Origin of the sequence: Gordonia sp. GONU, from assembly GCF_024733855.1 — a bacterium.
GTDB lineage: Bacteria > Actinomycetota > Actinomycetes > Mycobacteriales > Mycobacteriaceae > Gordonia > Gordonia amicalis.
Window position 1 is genome coordinate 100,099 of sequence record NZ_JANRHB010000007.1, and the last position, 14,665, is coordinate 114,763.

Below are 14,665 nucleotides of genomic sequence, written 5' to 3' on the forward strand. Positions count from 1 at the left end.
CACGAGTTCCGTTCCCGCTCACCCGGAAATCGTGAGCGCGTACGGAAATCGTGAGCGCTCACCGGGCCTCACCGCCCATCAACCCGACCACATACTCGCCGATTGCCAGGCACGACGTGATCCCGGGCGACTCGATGCCGAACAGATTGACCAGCCCGGCGTGCCCGTGCGTGGCCGGCCCGTCGATGACGAAATCCGCGGCCGCCTCGCCGGGGCCGCTGGTCTTGGGTCGGATGCCGGCGTACGCGGGAGCCAGTGCGCCGGAGGGTAATCCGGGCCAGTATCGGCGGATCGATCCCTCGAAGTCGGCCAGGCGTGTCTCGTCGACCGAGTAGTCGAGATCTCCAGCGTCAGAATCACCGTCCAACCACTCGACGTCCGGACCGAACCGCGCCGCGCCGACGAGGTCCATCGTGAAGTGCACCCCCAGACCGCCATCGACCGGCACCGGGTACACCAGGTGCTGGAATGGCGCTCGTGCACCGGACAATCCGAAGTAGTTGCCCTTCGCCAGGCGACGCGGCGGGACCGGACCGTCGAACCCGTCCAGCGATCGGGCCACGTCCCACGCACCCAGTCCGGCACAGTTCACCAGCACGCGCGCCGACGCCGACCCACCCTCGGCTGTGTCGACGGTGACTCCGCCGTTGTCGACGCGCCCGCCGATCACCCTGCTGCGCAACGCGACAGCTCCGCCCGCAGACTCGAGGTCCCGGCGCAGGGCGCCGACCACCCCGTCGACGTCGACGATCCCGGTCGACGGTGACAGCAGGGCGGCCACACCCTGCACGTCTGGCTCCAGCTCGTGGAGTTCGACGCCGTCGATCCGTCGCAGGTCGCCGACGCCGTTCGTGTGTCCGTGCCGGAGCAGGACATCGAGCCGGCCCGTCTGGGCGTCGTCGACGGCCACGATCAGCTTGCCCGGGCGACGCCAGGAAACACCGTGCTCGTCGCAGTACCGGGTGAGGAGCTCGCGTCCCCGCACGCACAACCGCGCCTTCAGACTGCCCTCGGGATAGTAGATACCTGCGTGGATGACTTCCGAACTTCGCGAGGTCGTCTGTGTGCCGACCGAGTCGGCGGCCTCGAGAACGACCACCTCGCGCCCGGTCGCCGCCACCGCATGGGCCACGGCCAGACCCACGATGCCGCCGCCCACCACCAGGCAATCGGTCCGTTCCACCGGGCTCTCCCTTCTCATCGCTCGATCAGTCATCCCGGTACAGCCCGAGCTCTCGGGCACACTGGGGTGATGCGGCACTCTGATGTTCTCGCGATCGTGCAAGCCGGTGGGCGTGGTTCCCGAATGGAGGTGTTGACCGATCGGCGGGCCAAACCGGCGCTGCCGTTCGCGGGGAACTATCAACTCATCGACTTCCCACTGTCCAACCTGCACCACAGTCACGTCGACGATGTCTGGCTGTGTGTCCAGTACGAGGCGGAGACGCTGACCCAGTTGGTCGCCGGCGGACGCCCCTGGGATCTCGACCGCACCAGCGGCGGACTGCGGATCGTCATGCCTGAGCAGACCGATGCCCCGGAGACCGAGGACGGCTTCGCCACCGGCAACGCCGACCTGCTGTACCGGATCCGCGACCGGATCGCCCGACACGGCCCGGCCGAGGTGATCGTCATGAGCGCCGACCACGTCTACGATTTCGACTTCCGCGACGCCCTCGACACCCATCGCAGCCGTGGCGCCGAATGCACCATCGTCACCACGACTTGTTCGCTGGAGGAGGCATCCCAGCACGCTACGGTCACCTCCCGCCGCGACGGTACTGTCCGCGAGTTCCGCTACAAGCCAGACCGTGCGACGACGCGCACGATCGCCACCGAGATCTTCATCTACGACCCGCAGGTGCTCATCGAAGGACTGGAAGGTCTGGCGCGCGAGACGACGGTGGGTTCGGCGAAGGACGACACCGGCCTCGGCGACTTCGGCGAACACCTCGTGCCGTGGTTCGTCGAACGCGGAAAGACGGTGGCGCACGCGATGTCGGGGTACTGGATCGACGCCGGCCGGCCCGAGACCTACCTGCAGGCACACAGAGATCTGATCGACGGAAAGATCGACGTCTTCCGCGCCGAGCGACCGGTTCTGACGAACCAGCCGCAACGTACCGCGGCCCGCATCGAAGCCGGTGCGGTTGTCGAGGACAGCCTCGTCAGCAGCGGCGCCCACGTGTGCGGAACCGTACGACGTAGCGTCCTCGGGCCCGGTGTGGTCGTCGAGAAGGGTGCCACCGTCGTCGACTCGATCATCTTCAGTGACACTGTGATCGGCGCCGGGGCGACCGTCGCGTGGTCGATCCTCGACGAACGTGTCCGGGTGGGGCCGAAGGCGACGATCGGCGGCCATCCTCGAACCCGGCCGGTGCCCACCGAGAAGATCACCCTCATCGGGATGGACACCCAGATCCAGCGCGGGGCGAAGGTGTCTCTCGGTGACCGCGTCGAATGTCAGCGTCGCATCCGCTGACTGATAGCGTCGCGCGGGTGATCGAGACCGCGCGTACCTGGCGAGACCACGACCCGGATCCGGTGACCCGTGGCGAACTCACCCGCCTCATTGACGCGGCGGACTCCGGAGATGCTGCGGCCGCCGCCGATCTCCACCACCGATTCCGCGGCCCACTCACCTTCGGTACGGCCGGCCTGCGCGGCGAGGTCGGGGCGGGGGAGACGCGCATGAACGTCGCGGTGGTCACCCGCGCCACATACGGCCTCGGTCGCCACCTCATCGACACCGTCGGACCCGACGCGCGCGTCGTCGTCGGGTGCGATGCGAGGCACGGTTCCGACGCCTTCCTCGAGGCCACCGCCGAAGTCCTTGCCGCACAGGGCCTCACGGTGATGACGCTCCCTCGTCAGCTGCCGACACCGGTGACCGCGTACGCGACCCGCGCCCTCGACTGCGATGCCGGAGTGATGATCACCGCGTCGCATAATCCGCCCGCGGACAATGGCTACAAGGTGTATCTCGGCGGACGCGCGACCGACCCTGCCGGGTGTGGTGTCCAGATCGTCCCGCCTGCCGACGAATCGATCGCCGCCTTCATCGACGCCGCGCCACCGGCCGACGAGATCGCCCGCGACGCCGCCGCTGTCGTGGCCCTCGACGATGCCACCACCGACGCCTACATCGCCCGAACCGCCGGACTTCGACCCGGCACCGAACCCAGCTCGGTGCGCGTCGTCCTGACGCCCATGCACGGGGTCGGCGGTGCGACCGCTCTCGCGGTGCTGCGTGCCGCCGGCGTCGACGACATCCACGTCGTCGACGAGCAGTTCGCGCCCGACCCCGGTTTCCCGACCGTCGCCTTCCCGAACCCGGAGGAACCCGGAGCCCTCGACCGCGCCCTCGATCTCGCCCGCGACGTCGGCGCACACGTCGTCATCGCCCTGGACCCAGACGCCGACCGCTGCTCGGTCGCCACCCCCACCGACGACGACTGGCGCCAGCTCACCGGCGACGAGATCGGTTGGCTGCTGGGGGAACAGGCCGCCCGCGACACCGGTCGCAACGGGAACACGCTCGCCTGCTCGATCGTGTCGAGCCGGCTGCTGGGGAAGATCGCCGCCCATCACGGTCTGCGGTTCGCGGCGACCCTCACCGGTTTCAAATGGATTGCCCGGACACCGGATCTGCGATTCGGCTATGAAGAGGCCATCGGGTACTGCACCGACCCGGAGGCCGTGCGCGACAAGGACGGGATCTCGGCGATGGTCCGCGTCATCAGCCTCGTCGAAGAACTCGCCGCCGACGGCCGCGCACTCGTCGACCTCCTCGATGACCTCGGCCGACGCCACGGCCACCACGCGACCGTCCCGCTGACGATCCGCGTCGATGACCTCGGCGAGATCGGCCACATGATGGACCGGTTGCGCACCACGAGGATCGACACGCTGGCCGGTTCCGAGGTCGTCGAGATCCTCGACCTCGCGCCGGGTTCCGCCGACCTTCCGCCGACCGACGCACTCGTCCTGCGTACCGCCGCCGACGATCGGGTCATCGTGCGGCCGTCGGGCACCGAACCGAAACTGAAGTGCTACCTCGAGGTCGTCCTCGCGTGCGCGGACGGCGAGATCCCGCACGCCCGCGCCGCCGAACGGCTGCAAGCGATCAGCGCGGACATGGCCGCACTTCTCCGCGGCTGACCCACGTTCCGAATCCGACGCCTACGATCAACCCGTGGCCCGCTCCGATTCCGACCAGCGACTGCGTGACCTGACCTTGCTCCGCCGGGTCCGCGACCGGATCGACCGCGAGTATGCCCAGCCGCTCGACGTCGAGGCGCTGGCTCGGGGCGTGAACATGTCGGCTGGACACCTGAGCCGCAAGTTCCGTCAGACCTACGGGGAGTCGCCGTACTCGTATCTCATGACACGTCGCATCGAACGAGCGATGACTCTGTTGCGTCGTGGCGATCTCAGCGTCACCGAGGTCTGTTTCGAGGTGGGCTGTTCATCGCTAGGCACCTTCAGCACACGGTTCACCGAACTGGTCGGGGTGCCTCCGACGGTCTACCGCGAGCAGTCCGCCGACGCCACCGACGGGATCCCCGCGTGTCTGGCCAAGAACATCACGAGACCGATCAGGAATCGAGAAGCGCAGCGGGGGTGAGGGTGCCTAGCCTGACTTCCATGAACATCACCATCCAATACACCTTTCTTCCGCACACCGATGGCGAGGCCGCGCTCGGTTTCTACCGCGACCTCCTCGGCTTCGAGGTCCGCAAGGACGTCGGCTACGAGGGCATGCGCTGGCTGACGGTCGGACCGCCGAATCAGCCCGGCACCTCGATCGTGCTCCATCCGCCGGCCGCGGACCCGGGCATCACCGACGCCGAACGTCAGACGATCCTCGAACTGATCGCCAAGGGCAGTTACGGCGCGCTCACGCTCGCGACCGAGGACCTCGACGGACTGTTCGAGAAGCTGCAGGCCAGTGGCGTCGACATCATCCAGGAGCCGATGGACCAGCCCTACGGTGTCCGCGACGCCGCGGTGCGCGACCCCGCCGGCAACCTGATCCGTATCGACCAGGTCGCGTGAACCGTGTGCGGCGCCGGTCGATTGCCGCCACCTGAAGCACTGGCCGGGGGAGTCGTCGAATCGCCGATGACTCTCCTGGTTGGATCCAGTCATACCGATACGACACCGGAAATACTGCCCGAACACGACGATGGCTGCGCACCGGCATGCGCCGCCACGATGGAGACACGATGAGCCCAGCCGCGCGCACGAAGTCGACGCCCCGATCCGCCCCGGTCGAAGAGTACGACCCCCATCCCGCCGACACCCACGACCGCATCCGGGTGCACGGGGCCCGCGAGAACAACCTCAAGAACGTCGACGTCGAGCTGCCCAAACGCCGTCTGACGGTGTTCACCGGTGTCTCCGGCTCCGGCAAGAGTTCACTGGTCTTCAGCACGATCGCCGCCGAATCCCAGCGCCTCATCAACGAAACCTACAGTTCGTTCGTCCAGGGCTTCATGCCGTCGATGGCCCGCCCCGACGTCGACGTCCTCGAAGGACTCACGACGGCGATCATCGTCGATCAGGAACGCATGGGCGCCAACGTGCGGTCGACGGTCGGCACCGCCACCGATGCGAACGCGATGCTCCGAATTCTGTTCAGCCGCTTGGGTAAGCCGCACATCGGTTCCCCGCAGGCGTTCTCCTTCAATGTGGCGTCGATCAGCGGTGCGGGTGCGGTCACCGTCGAGAAGGGCGGCCAGAAGATCAAGGAGCGCCGCAGCTTCTCCATCACCGGCGGCATGTGTCCGCGGTGTGAGGGCCGTGGCGACGTCTCCGACTTCGACCTCACCGCGCTCTACGACGCGTCGAAGTCGCTCAACGAGGGCGCACTGACGATCCCCGGTTACTCGATGGACGGTTGGTACGGGCGGATCTACCGCGGTTGCGGCTTCTTCGACCCGGACAAGCCGATCGCCAAGTACACCAAGAAGCAACTCAACGATCTGCTCTACAAGGAGCCGACCAAGATCAAGGTCGAGGGCATCAACATCACCTTCGAGGGCCTGATCCCGAAGATCCAGAAGTCGATGCTGAGCAAGGACCGTGAGGCGATGCAGCCGCACATCCGCGCCTTCGTCGACCGCGCCATCACCTTCCAGACCTGCCCGGACTGCGACGGCACTCGACTCACCGCCGAGGCCCGGTCGTCGAAGATCAACGGCATCTCCATCGCCGACGCCTGCGCAATGCAGATCAGCGATCTGGCGCAATGGGTCGCCGAACTCGACGAGCCGTCGGCCGCGCCGCTGATCAAATCGCTGCGCGAGCATCTCGACGCGTTCGTCGACATCGGTCTCGGCTACCTGTCCCTCGACCGTCCGGCCGGCACCCTGTCCGGTGGTGAAGCTCAGCGCACCAAGTTGATCCGGCACCTCGGGTCCTCGCTCACCGACGTAACCTACGTCTTCGACGAGCCGTCGATCGGTCTGCATCCACATGACATCCAGCGCATGAACGACCTGCTCCGCGCCCTGCGGGACAAGGGCAACACGGTGCTGGTCGTCGAACACAAGCCCGAGGTCATCGCCATCGCCGACCGCGTCGTCGACCTCGGTCCGCGAGCCGGCACCGACGGAGGCGAGATCGTCTTCGAGGGCACGGTCGAGGAACTCCGCTCCGCCGACACCCTCACCGGTCGTCACCTCGACGACCGTGCCTCGGTCAAACCCGAGGTCCGCACTCCCAGTGGCGCTTTCGAGGTCCGCGGCGCGAACATGCACAACCTGCGGAACGTCGACGTCGACATCCCGCTGGGCGTCCTCGTCGTGCTCACCGGTGTGGCCGGGTCGGGCAAGAGCTCGCTGATCAACTCGTCGGTCGCCAACGCCGAGGGGGTGGTCTCGATCGATCAGACCGCGATCAAGGGTTCCCGACGCTCCAACCCGGCCACCTACACCGGACTGCTCGAACCGATCCGCAAGGCCTTCGCCAAGGCCAACGGCGTCAAACCCGCTCTGTTCAGCGCCAACTCGGAGGGCGCCTGCCCGAACTGCAACGGTGCCGGCGTCGTGTACTCCGACCTCGCGATGATGGCCGGGGTTGCGGCCCCCTGCGAGGTGTGCGAGGGCAAGCGTTTTCAGGCGGAGGTGCTCGAATACACCCTCGGTGGGCGCAACATCAGCGAAGTCCTCGAGATGTCCGTAGCGCAGGCCGAGGCCTTCTTCGCCGATGGCGACGCCAAATTGCCGGCAGCGCACAAGATCCTCCATCGTATGGTCGACGTCGGTCTGGGCTACATCAAGGTCGGCCAGCCGCTCACGACGCTCTCGGGAGGCGAGCGTCAGAGGCTGAAGCTCGCCACGCACATGGGGGAGAAGGGCGACGTCTACATCCTCGACGAACCCACCACCGGCCTGCATCTCGCCGACGTCGAACAGCTCCTCGGGCTGCTCGACCGGCTCGTCGACTCGGGCAAATCGGTGATCGTCATCGAGCATCACCAGGCGGTGATGGCGCACGCGGACTGGATCATCGACCTCGGACCCGGCGCCGGCCACGACGGCGGTCGGATCGTCTTCGAGGGAACACCGGCCGACATCGTTGGTGACCGGTCGACGTTGACGGGCCAACACCTGGCTGAGTACGTCGGGGCCTGACGGTGCCCGGTGTTCCGTCCTGCTCAGCATCTCTGCTGAGCAGGACGGAATCCGTCGGCTCGCTTTTCACACTGTGGACTTGTCAAAGAACGACTGCGGTCCCGGCTCGGTGCTTAATCGCCGGATGCGAAAGGTGCTACGCGAAAGCTGTTGTCATGCGGCGTCGTCGAGACGCATGGTGCGGCGGTTGTGGGCAGGGCGGGGTCGACGCTGCGGATCGATCTCGACGGGTGGGACCAGCCACGGATGCCGGTCGAACCCCATCACGATGTCCCAGCCGTGGTGGTGGACCTGGGTGTGGCAGCGTTGGCAGAGCAGGCAGCCGTTGTCGAGGTCGGTGTTCCCGTCGTCGGACCAGTGCAGGATGTGGTGGACCTGGGTGTGTGAGGGCGGTGCACCGCATTTGATGCACGTCTGGTCGCGGAGGATGATCGCTTTGCGCAGATGTGGTGGGAACAGGCGCCTTTCGTGTCCCATTCGAAGGGGCACGGTCTCGCCGTCGATGATGATCTCGGTCAGGGTGCCATCGCATGAGAGTTGTTTGGCGGTGGCGTTGGTGACCGGCCCCGTCCAGGGCAGGTGGGCGGGGTCGTCGCCGTCGGCGGGAATGGTCAGCAATGTTTGGGTTCGCGGTGTGCCGATGGTGTCCATGGCGGCTCCGACGGCGGCTTGATCCAAAAGTGTTTCGAGGGCGTCGGCGCGTCGTTGATCGGCGGAGCGTCGGTCGGCGGCGCCGTCGGGTTCGGGACGAGGTATGGAGCGCTCGTCGATCATCGCGATGAATTTCTCCCCGACTGCCTGGTTGATGTTCGCGCGGATGTCGACGCGGGAGTCGTCGGTGAGGTGGTGAGACAGGGTGTTGAGAGTGCGGTCGTCGCAGGCAGGGTTACAGTCCTGGTCGTCGGCGAGGGTATTGCAGATCGTCTGTGCGCACCTCTGTATGTCTGTGGGTGTGGCACCGGAGAGGGCCTGGGTGAGCAGTTCGGTTTGATGGATGATGCGGTTGTCGTCGGATAGTGCTGTGGGGCAGCGTTTCTCGATCACAGCGACGCCGCGGACGATGGCGTCGACAATTTCGCCGGAGAGTCGACCGTCAGCGGCGCAGGCCTCGACCTTGCTCAGTGTGCCGAGAGCCTCGGCGATCCGTGTGGTGCGGGTGGCTGCTGCGGGCGGGAACCCCATCTCGACCAGCAGCTTCTTGGTGGTCGAACCCGTTTTGGCCGCGACGCCGAGATCGTCGAGTTGTGCTGCATGCGTCGCGATCTGGTGATCAGCCAGGTTGCGGATCAATCGCCAACATTCCAACTGTTCGTACGTCAGACGGCCGGTGGAATCGTCGGTGGGTGGGGTGATCTCGGCGAGTCGGTCGAGGACCGCGTCGAGTGAAGTGGTGAGCGCAGTGGTCTCAGTGTCGATCATGATGGCAGCCATCCCTCTTCTGAGGTATACGTGCGGTGGTGTGAAACCGTCGTTGACTACTGCTCTGTCATGAATAATCGTGTGTGGTCAGTTCTACATCGGTGGTCTGACAAGAACTGCCCGCCGGCTGCCCTGGCCCTTCTGGTCGAAGAGTGGGGTGAGCTCCGGCATGACTCCACAGTACCCGAACATACGTTCGAGTGCGAGGCTTTTCCACAGTTCGGGATTTGGAGGGGTCGCTGAACCAGCGGGATCTTCCGTGTGGTCGACCACACGCCGGAACTGAGTTACACCAGTCACATTCGTGACGGATCACGGACAGGAGTGGTGAGTTCTTCGAGCCCGGGTTAATGCCTTCTTCAGTTGGTGGGGTCGACGACAAAGACCACGAGAACGTCGCCGACCACGCCCACGGTCGGGGTGCCCGCTGGCGCCGACACCGGCACGACCATCGAGAATGTTCCGTTCGACTCGAGCCGGCCCAGCTGTCTCACGGTTCCGGTGACCGTCCCGGTCGGTGCGGAAGTCGACCCCGAGATGGTGAGCCGGTCATCGTCGAGGTCGACCCGAACACGCTCACCCTCGTAGGGGACGACCGTCCCCATACATATGGCCGGCCCCATGAGTGTGAGCGTCCGGCGTCGTAGATCTGCCGCGGCTCGGGCTTGAGCCGCGTCCGCCGCGGTCGGCTCGACCAGTACCAACTCGTCGAGAACAACCTCTACTCCGCCGGGAACCAGCACGGTCCCGTCGTCCTGGATCAGATCGGCGGGGAACTTCTCGACAGCGGTCACGAGCTGTCGGAGCTCGACGCGTGGCCGCTCAGGGCTGGGAACGGGCTTGCAGAAGAGCTGATGTGCCGAAGAGATCACCCCGGTCGCCTCGACACCTGCCGGGGAGTTGTCGTGCCATGACAGTGACATCGCGATCGGTCGGCCGAGCGGATCTCCGTGTGCCGGGTCCCACCGAGCGACGGCCTCACCGACGACGACGACGACATCACGGACACGATCCCAATGGGTGGCAACGGCCCGACCGTTCGGAGCCGGATATGCGGACAGCTGCCCGCTCAACGTTTCCCCGACGCGGGGAGGCGTTCGGCAGCAGCCGTATTCGAATGCGTCGACGTGGACGGGGACGCGCAGCACATCTGCGCGAAATACAGAATTCACGATAGCCTTCGGAAGTTCGACGGTCCGTAGCGCGAAGGCGACGGGTTCCGATGCACCTGAACGTGGAGCCTACTGCGAGCTCCACCTGACCGCGAACCCGCGAAACATCTCACACACCTGATCCCCGCGTGTGAGATCACCGTTACCTCGACCTTGCGGCACCACAGCCCAGCCGCAACGACGCGGCGGCAGGGTCTGCGCATGGACAAACAACTCTTGGAAGAAAGCCTGGCCCTCGTCGATCTACCCGATTCCGGTCTCACCGTCCGGTTCTACGACATCCTCTTCGAGCGCTATCCCGGCGTGAAACCGATGTTCCAGCGCGACACCCGCGTTCAGGCCGAGATGCTGCGCACCGCCGTCGTCTCGGTGCTCGATCATCTCGAGGACGCGGACTGGCTCACCACCAACCTGCACGCCCTCGGCAAGCGGCATGCGAGCCTCGGCGTCACCAGGCCGATGTACAGCGCGGTCGCCGAATGCATGATCGCCGCCATGAGCGAGATCGGCGGCGAGTCGTGGACGCCGGCGATGACCTCGGCGTGGGAGGAAGCGCTGGGCGCGGTCGCGACGATCATGCTCGACGGCTATCCCGACGACGCCACGTCGGAAACCGCTGAGGAATCCGGCGCGGCCTGAGGCCCAGCACATGAGTCCTCAGCGGGGTCACCGCCGCCCCCGCTGATACTCCCGTCCGCCGCGATACGATCCCGCTCGGAAGAGAGGGCTCGTGACAGTTGTGGACATTCCCCGGTCGGTGATCGATCGCTATCTCCGTTCGGCATGGGCGCGCCGGTTGACGCTTGTCGTCTTCCTCGTGAGCGCGGCGGTCGCGATCTTCGTCCTCCCGAACCATCCGCCCGCGCCCTACCGCATCGACTTCGACGTCTACCGCATGGGCGGCCGCGTCTTCCTCGACAACGGCGACCTCTACGGCACGCTGCCGACGCTCGGCGGCGGCTCGTATCTGCCGTTCACCTACCCGCCGCTGGCCGCCGCGCTGTTCTCCGTGTTCACCTTCGTCCCGCTGGGGCTGGGGCAGGGACTGTTCACCGCGGTCACCATCGGTTGCCTGCTGCTGGTCTGCCGGATCGTCGTCGCACACCTGACCGATCGCCCGTCGACGGACCTGTGGTGGCTCGCGACCGCCGCGACCAGCGTCGGCCTGTGGCTCGAACCGGTCCGCGACACCCTGAACTTCGGTCAGATCAACATCGTCCTGATGGCGCTCGTCATCGTCGACGCCCTGCTGGGTCGCGGACGGTGGTGGCGTGGGCTGCTGGTCGGTCTGGCGATCTCGATCAAACTCACCCCGGCGGTCTTTCTGCTGCTGTTCCTCCTTCGACGAGACTGGCGTGCACTCATCGTCGGCGCAGTGTCGGCCGTCGCCTACGCCGGCGTCGGGTTCCTGCTGGCGGCCGACGACTCGGTCACCTACTGGACGTCCACCCTGTTCGACACCGAGCGCATCGGGAGTCCGCAGTTCGCCAACAACCAGTCGGCCAAGGGTGAGGTGGCCCGACTCGGCATCGAGTCGGAACTCGTCTGGTTCGGCGCTGCCCTCGTCATCGGACTGCTCATCGCATGGTCGACATGGCGTCTGCTGTCCGCCTCGGCGGCCAGTCCGTCAGGTCGCGACGAGACGATCGAGGTCGCCGCCGTGCTGACCGTCGCCTTCGCGTGGCTGTACTGTTCGCCGGTCGCGTGGGACCACAGCTGGGTCTGGATCGTGCCGCTGCTGATGGTGCTGATCGCGTTGGCCGTACGCCCCGGCGCGTCGCAGATCTGGGGGTGGCTGGTCGGCACCGGACTGGTCATCTTCGCGTACGCCCCGCATCAGCACCTGCCGCAGCGCTACGACGCCGAGCTGTCGTGGGCCTGGTGGCAACACATCGCCGGGTCGGCGTACCTGATCTGGGGTCTGGCCGTCATCATCTCGTTCGGCGTGTTCGCGCCGCGGCTCACGTCGCCGCTTGCCGTCGAATCCGCCCAGAACGAGGCGGGCTGAGCCACTTCCACCTCTCGACACACGCCTCAAGAAACAATCGACAAAATCCGTTCCAATGGTGCATAGTGATGTAACGCACATCGGATCAATGGGGAGTGACGAGTTCATGGCCAGTCGGAAGAAGCAGATGCAGACCGCGCTCGGCAAGCTGAGCAGCCTGTACCCGAGCAAAGAGCGTCCGCTGGCCGATCCACCTGCAGGCTCCGGTCTCAAGCCGGTGATGGGCGATCCTGGTATCCCGTACCTGGGCAACACGCTGCAAGCCCTTGCAGACCCGCTGCAGTCGGCGATGGACCGCTTCGACCGCTACGGCCAGGTGTCCTGGTCGGGTGCCCTCGGCATGAACATGGTGACCCTGGTCGGTCCCGACGCCATCGAGGCCGTGTGGATGAACCGCAACAAGGCGTTCTCCAGCGAGCTCGGCTGGGAGCCGATGATCGGCCCGTTCTTCCGCCGGGGCGTCATGCTCATGGACTTCGACGAGCACATGCAGCACCGTCGCATCATGCAGCAGGCCTTCAGCCGGCCCCGCCTGAACGGCTACCTGGACATCATGACCCCGCACATCGAGAAGACCCTCGCCAACTGGGAGGTGGGCAAGGGCTTCCACATGTACTCCAACACCAAGGACCTGACCCTCTCGCTCGCCACCGAGGTCTTCATGGGTGCGCATGTGAGCGAAGCGGAGGCGCACCGCCTCGAGAAGGCCTTCGAGGCCGCGGTCCGCGGCGGGCAGGCCATGATCCGCAAGGACGTCGGCAACTGGACCTGGGCGCAGGGACTCCGCGGCCGCGAGGTCCTGCAGGAGTATTTCCGTTCCGAGATCCCGCTGCGTCGCGGCAACGACGCCAACGACCTGTTCAGCGTCCTCTGCAACAGCGAGAGCGACGAGGGTGAGACCTTCACCGACGAGGACATCGTCAACCACATGATCTTCGTGATGATGGCCGCACACGACACGTCCACCATCGCGCTGTCGATGCTGACCTACTTCCTGGGTCGTCACCCCGAGTGGCAGCAACGCCTGCGCGAGGAGTCGCTGGCCCTCAACAAGCCGACCATCGACTACGACGACATCGACAAGCTCCCCAGCATGGAGCTCGCCTTCAAGGAGACGCTGCGCCTCAACGCCCCCGTCGGCATGCTGTTCCGCATGGCGATCGAGGACACCGAGATCTGCGGCCACCACATCCCGAAGGGCACCCTGCTGGCCATCCACCCGTGGGCGACCATGCTCCGCAAGGAATGGTGGCCGAACCCCACCCACTTCGATCCCGAGCGCTTCTCGGCGGAGCGTCGCGAGGACAAGGTTCATCGCTTCGCCTGGGCCCCCTTCGGTGGCGGCGCACACAAGTGCATCGGTCTGTACTTCGGTGGCATGGAAGTGAAGTCGATCCTGCACCAGATGCTGCAGCGCTTCGAGTGGACCGTCCCGGCCGGTTACAAGCCCGAGCTCACCTACGGCACCGGCCCGACCCCGGCCGACGGTCTGCCGATCGACATCCGGCACCGGGCGCTGTAACGAGCGAGTTCTTCCGTCCAGCACGAGGCCCCGCAAGCCGGTCGACTTCAACCCCGACCGGCAGACTTCGATCGACGTCTGCCGGTCGAGTTGAGGTTCGGCAGTCGGAAACGAGAAGCGGTCGACGCCACCACTCGCTCCCTGAGGTGCGAGGAGCGGTCGACGCCACCACTCGCTCCCTGAGGTGTGCGAGGAGCGGTCGACGCCACCACTCGCTCCCTGAGGTGCGAGGAGCGTTAGCGACGAGCCACGAAGGGCTGGTGACCAAACAGTCACCAGCCCTTCGTGTTTCGTTCTGGACCCCTACGAAGCCGCGAGAATCCCGATCTCGAAGATGAGGGTGTCGCCGGGTTCGATGCCTGCGCTCGGCTGGCCCTGGGCGTAACCGTCGGCCGACGTCATCGCGACACCGACCTTGGAACCGACCTTCTGCCCGGCGATCGCCTTGCTGAAGCCGGGGATCACGCCGTTGAGCGGGAAGTCGACGGGGGTGCCGCTCTGGTAGGCGCTGTCGAATTCCTCGCCGTTGCGTCCGTTGACTCCGACGTAGCAGACCGTGACCGAGGCGGTTTCGGCGACGACGGGTCCGTCGCCCTCGACGAGGGTTTCGACCACTGTCTGATCGACGCTGAACGGCGACTGGACGGTGATCTTCGGCGCCTCGTTCTGGGTGGCGGCGACCATCTCCATCTCGCCGGTGGCGCCCTTCAGCGTCCACTGCGGCTCGGCGCCGTCCTTGGCCGACGCGGTGGGGCAGCTGGTGGGTGCCGAACCGGTGTCGGTGTTGCCTGCTGCGGCGGTACCGGTGGCTTCGGTTGTGCCGGAATCGGAATCGGAGTCGGAGCTGCAGCCGGCCACCGTGAGGACGAGGGCCGCGCCGAGCGCGAGCGTCGCATTCTTCATG

Annotated in this window: 12 protein-coding genes; 8 read left to right on the forward strand and 4 right to left on the reverse strand. The window is 66.2% G+C overall.

Going from position 1 to position 14,665, the window contains the following annotated elements; translation table 11 throughout:
- Nucleotides 1-58 precede the first annotated feature (58 nt).
- Nucleotides 59-1,183: an NAD(P)/FAD-dependent oxidoreductase gene (locus NWF34_RS09275; RefSeq protein WP_258324777.1), complete on the reverse strand. Its 1,125-nt coding sequence runs from the start codon at nucleotides 1,181-1,183 to the stop codon at nucleotides 59-61.
- Between the two features lie 69 nt (nucleotides 1,184-1,252).
- Here NWF34_RS09275 and NWF34_RS09280 point away from each other — a divergent pair, with 69 nt between their 5' ends.
- The 5 genes from NWF34_RS09280 (at nucleotide 1,253) to NWF34_RS09300 (ending at nucleotide 7,640) form a co-directional block, all read left to right on the forward strand.
- Nucleotides 1,253-2,482, forward strand: coding sequence for a glucose-1-phosphate adenylyltransferase family protein (locus tag NWF34_RS09280; RefSeq protein WP_005199980.1), 1,230 nt, complete (start codon nucleotides 1,253-1,255; stop codon nucleotides 2,480-2,482).
- Nucleotides 2,461-4,161, forward strand: coding sequence for a phospho-sugar mutase (locus NWF34_RS09285; protein WP_182372220.1), 1,701 nt, complete (start codon nucleotides 2,461-2,463; stop codon nucleotides 4,159-4,161). Before NWF34_RS09280 ends, NWF34_RS09285 begins: the two co-directional genes overlap by 22 nt.
- Nucleotides 4,162-4,195: 34 nt before the next feature.
- A complete protein-coding gene (locus NWF34_RS09290; RefSeq protein ID WP_005199978.1) occupies nucleotides 4,196-4,627 on the forward strand; it encodes a helix-turn-helix transcriptional regulator in 432 nt (143 codons plus the stop codon).
- Nucleotides 4,628-4,647: 20 nt separating this feature from the next.
- Nucleotides 4,648-5,058 carry a VOC family protein gene (locus NWF34_RS09295; RefSeq protein WP_005199977.1) on the forward strand — a complete coding sequence of 137 codons (411 nt, stop codon included), beginning with the start codon at nucleotides 4,648-4,650 and terminating at the stop codon, nucleotides 5,056-5,058.
- Nucleotides 5,059-5,228: 170 nt separating this feature from the next.
- Nucleotides 5,229-7,640 carry an excinuclease ABC subunit UvrA gene (locus NWF34_RS09300; RefSeq protein WP_258324778.1) on the forward strand — a complete coding sequence of 804 codons (2,412 nt, stop codon included), beginning with the start codon at nucleotides 5,229-5,231 and terminating at the stop codon, nucleotides 7,638-7,640.
- 153 nt (nucleotides 7,641-7,793) lie between these two features.
- On the opposite strand, the gene NWF34_RS09305 is transcribed toward NWF34_RS09300, so the two are convergent.
- Both NWF34_RS09305 and NWF34_RS09310 read right to left on the reverse strand, forming a co-directional pair.
- On the reverse strand, nucleotides 7,794-9,071 hold the full coding sequence (locus NWF34_RS09305) for an HNH endonuclease signature motif containing protein (RefSeq protein ID WP_258324779.1): 1,278 nt from the start codon (nucleotides 9,069-9,071) through the stop codon (nucleotides 7,794-7,796).
- A gap of 347 nt (nucleotides 9,072-9,418) precedes the next feature.
- Nucleotides 9,419-10,231: a hypothetical protein gene (locus NWF34_RS09310; protein ID WP_258324780.1), complete on the reverse strand. Its 813-nt coding sequence runs from the start codon at nucleotides 10,229-10,231 to the stop codon at nucleotides 9,419-9,421.
- Nucleotides 10,232-10,432: 201 nt separating this feature from the next.
- On the opposite strand from NWF34_RS09310, the gene NWF34_RS09315 reads away from it, so the two are divergent.
- The 3 genes from NWF34_RS09315 (at nucleotide 10,433) to NWF34_RS09325 (ending at nucleotide 13,761) form a co-directional block, all read left to right on the forward strand.
- Nucleotides 10,433-10,870 (forward strand): globin domain-containing protein, encoded by a 438-nt coding sequence (locus NWF34_RS09315; protein ID WP_143932187.1) that lies wholly within the window; start codon nucleotides 10,433-10,435, stop codon nucleotides 10,868-10,870.
- A 91-nt stretch (nucleotides 10,871-10,961) separates the two neighbouring features.
- The gene (locus NWF34_RS09320) at nucleotides 10,962-12,239 is read left to right on the forward strand and encodes a glycosyltransferase 87 family protein (RefSeq protein ID WP_258324781.1); all 1,278 of its coding nucleotides are present in this window, start codon (nucleotides 10,962-10,964) and stop codon (nucleotides 12,237-12,239) included.
- A gap of 106 nt (nucleotides 12,240-12,345) precedes the next feature.
- On the forward strand, nucleotides 12,346-13,761 hold the full coding sequence (locus tag NWF34_RS09325) for a cytochrome P450 (RefSeq protein ID WP_258324782.1): 1,416 nt from the start codon (nucleotides 12,346-12,348) through the stop codon (nucleotides 13,759-13,761).
- A 303-nt stretch (nucleotides 13,762-14,064) separates the two neighbouring features.
- Here the strand turns inward: NWF34_RS09325 and NWF34_RS09330 are convergent, their stop codons facing one another.
- Nucleotides 14,065-14,664 (reverse strand): FKBP-type peptidyl-prolyl cis-trans isomerase, encoded by a 600-nt coding sequence (locus NWF34_RS09330; protein ID WP_005195000.1) that lies wholly within the window; start codon nucleotides 14,662-14,664, stop codon nucleotides 14,065-14,067.
- Nucleotide 14,665: the final 1 nt, after the last annotated feature.

Bases quoted from the DNA above. Each gene is read 5' to 3' on its own strand.
- NWF34_RS09300 (WP_258324778.1), top strand. From the start codon at position 5,229: ATGAGCCCAGCCGCGCGCACGAAGTCGACGCCCCGATCCGCCCCGGTC.
- NWF34_RS09285 (WP_182372220.1), top strand. From the start codon at position 2,461: ATGTCAGCGTCGCATCCGCTGACTGATAGCGTCGCGCGGGTGATCGAG.
- NWF34_RS09305 (WP_258324779.1), bottom strand. From the start codon at position 9,071: ATGGCTGCCATCATGATCGACACTGAGACCACTGCGCTCACCACTTCA.
- NWF34_RS09315 (WP_143932187.1), top strand. From the start codon at position 10,433: ATGGACAAACAACTCTTGGAAGAAAGCCTGGCCCTCGTCGATCTACCC.
- NWF34_RS09330 (WP_005195000.1), bottom strand. From the start codon at position 14,664: ATGAAGAATGCGACGCTCGCGCTCGGCGCGGCCCTCGTCCTCACGGTG.
- NWF34_RS09280 (WP_005199980.1), top strand. From the start codon at position 1,253: ATGCGGCACTCTGATGTTCTCGCGATCGTGCAAGCCGGTGGGCGTGGT.
- NWF34_RS09325 (WP_258324782.1), top strand. From the start codon at position 12,346: ATGGCCAGTCGGAAGAAGCAGATGCAGACCGCGCTCGGCAAGCTGAGC.
- NWF34_RS09295 (WP_005199977.1), top strand. From the start codon at position 4,648: ATGAACATCACCATCCAATACACCTTTCTTCCGCACACCGATGGCGAG.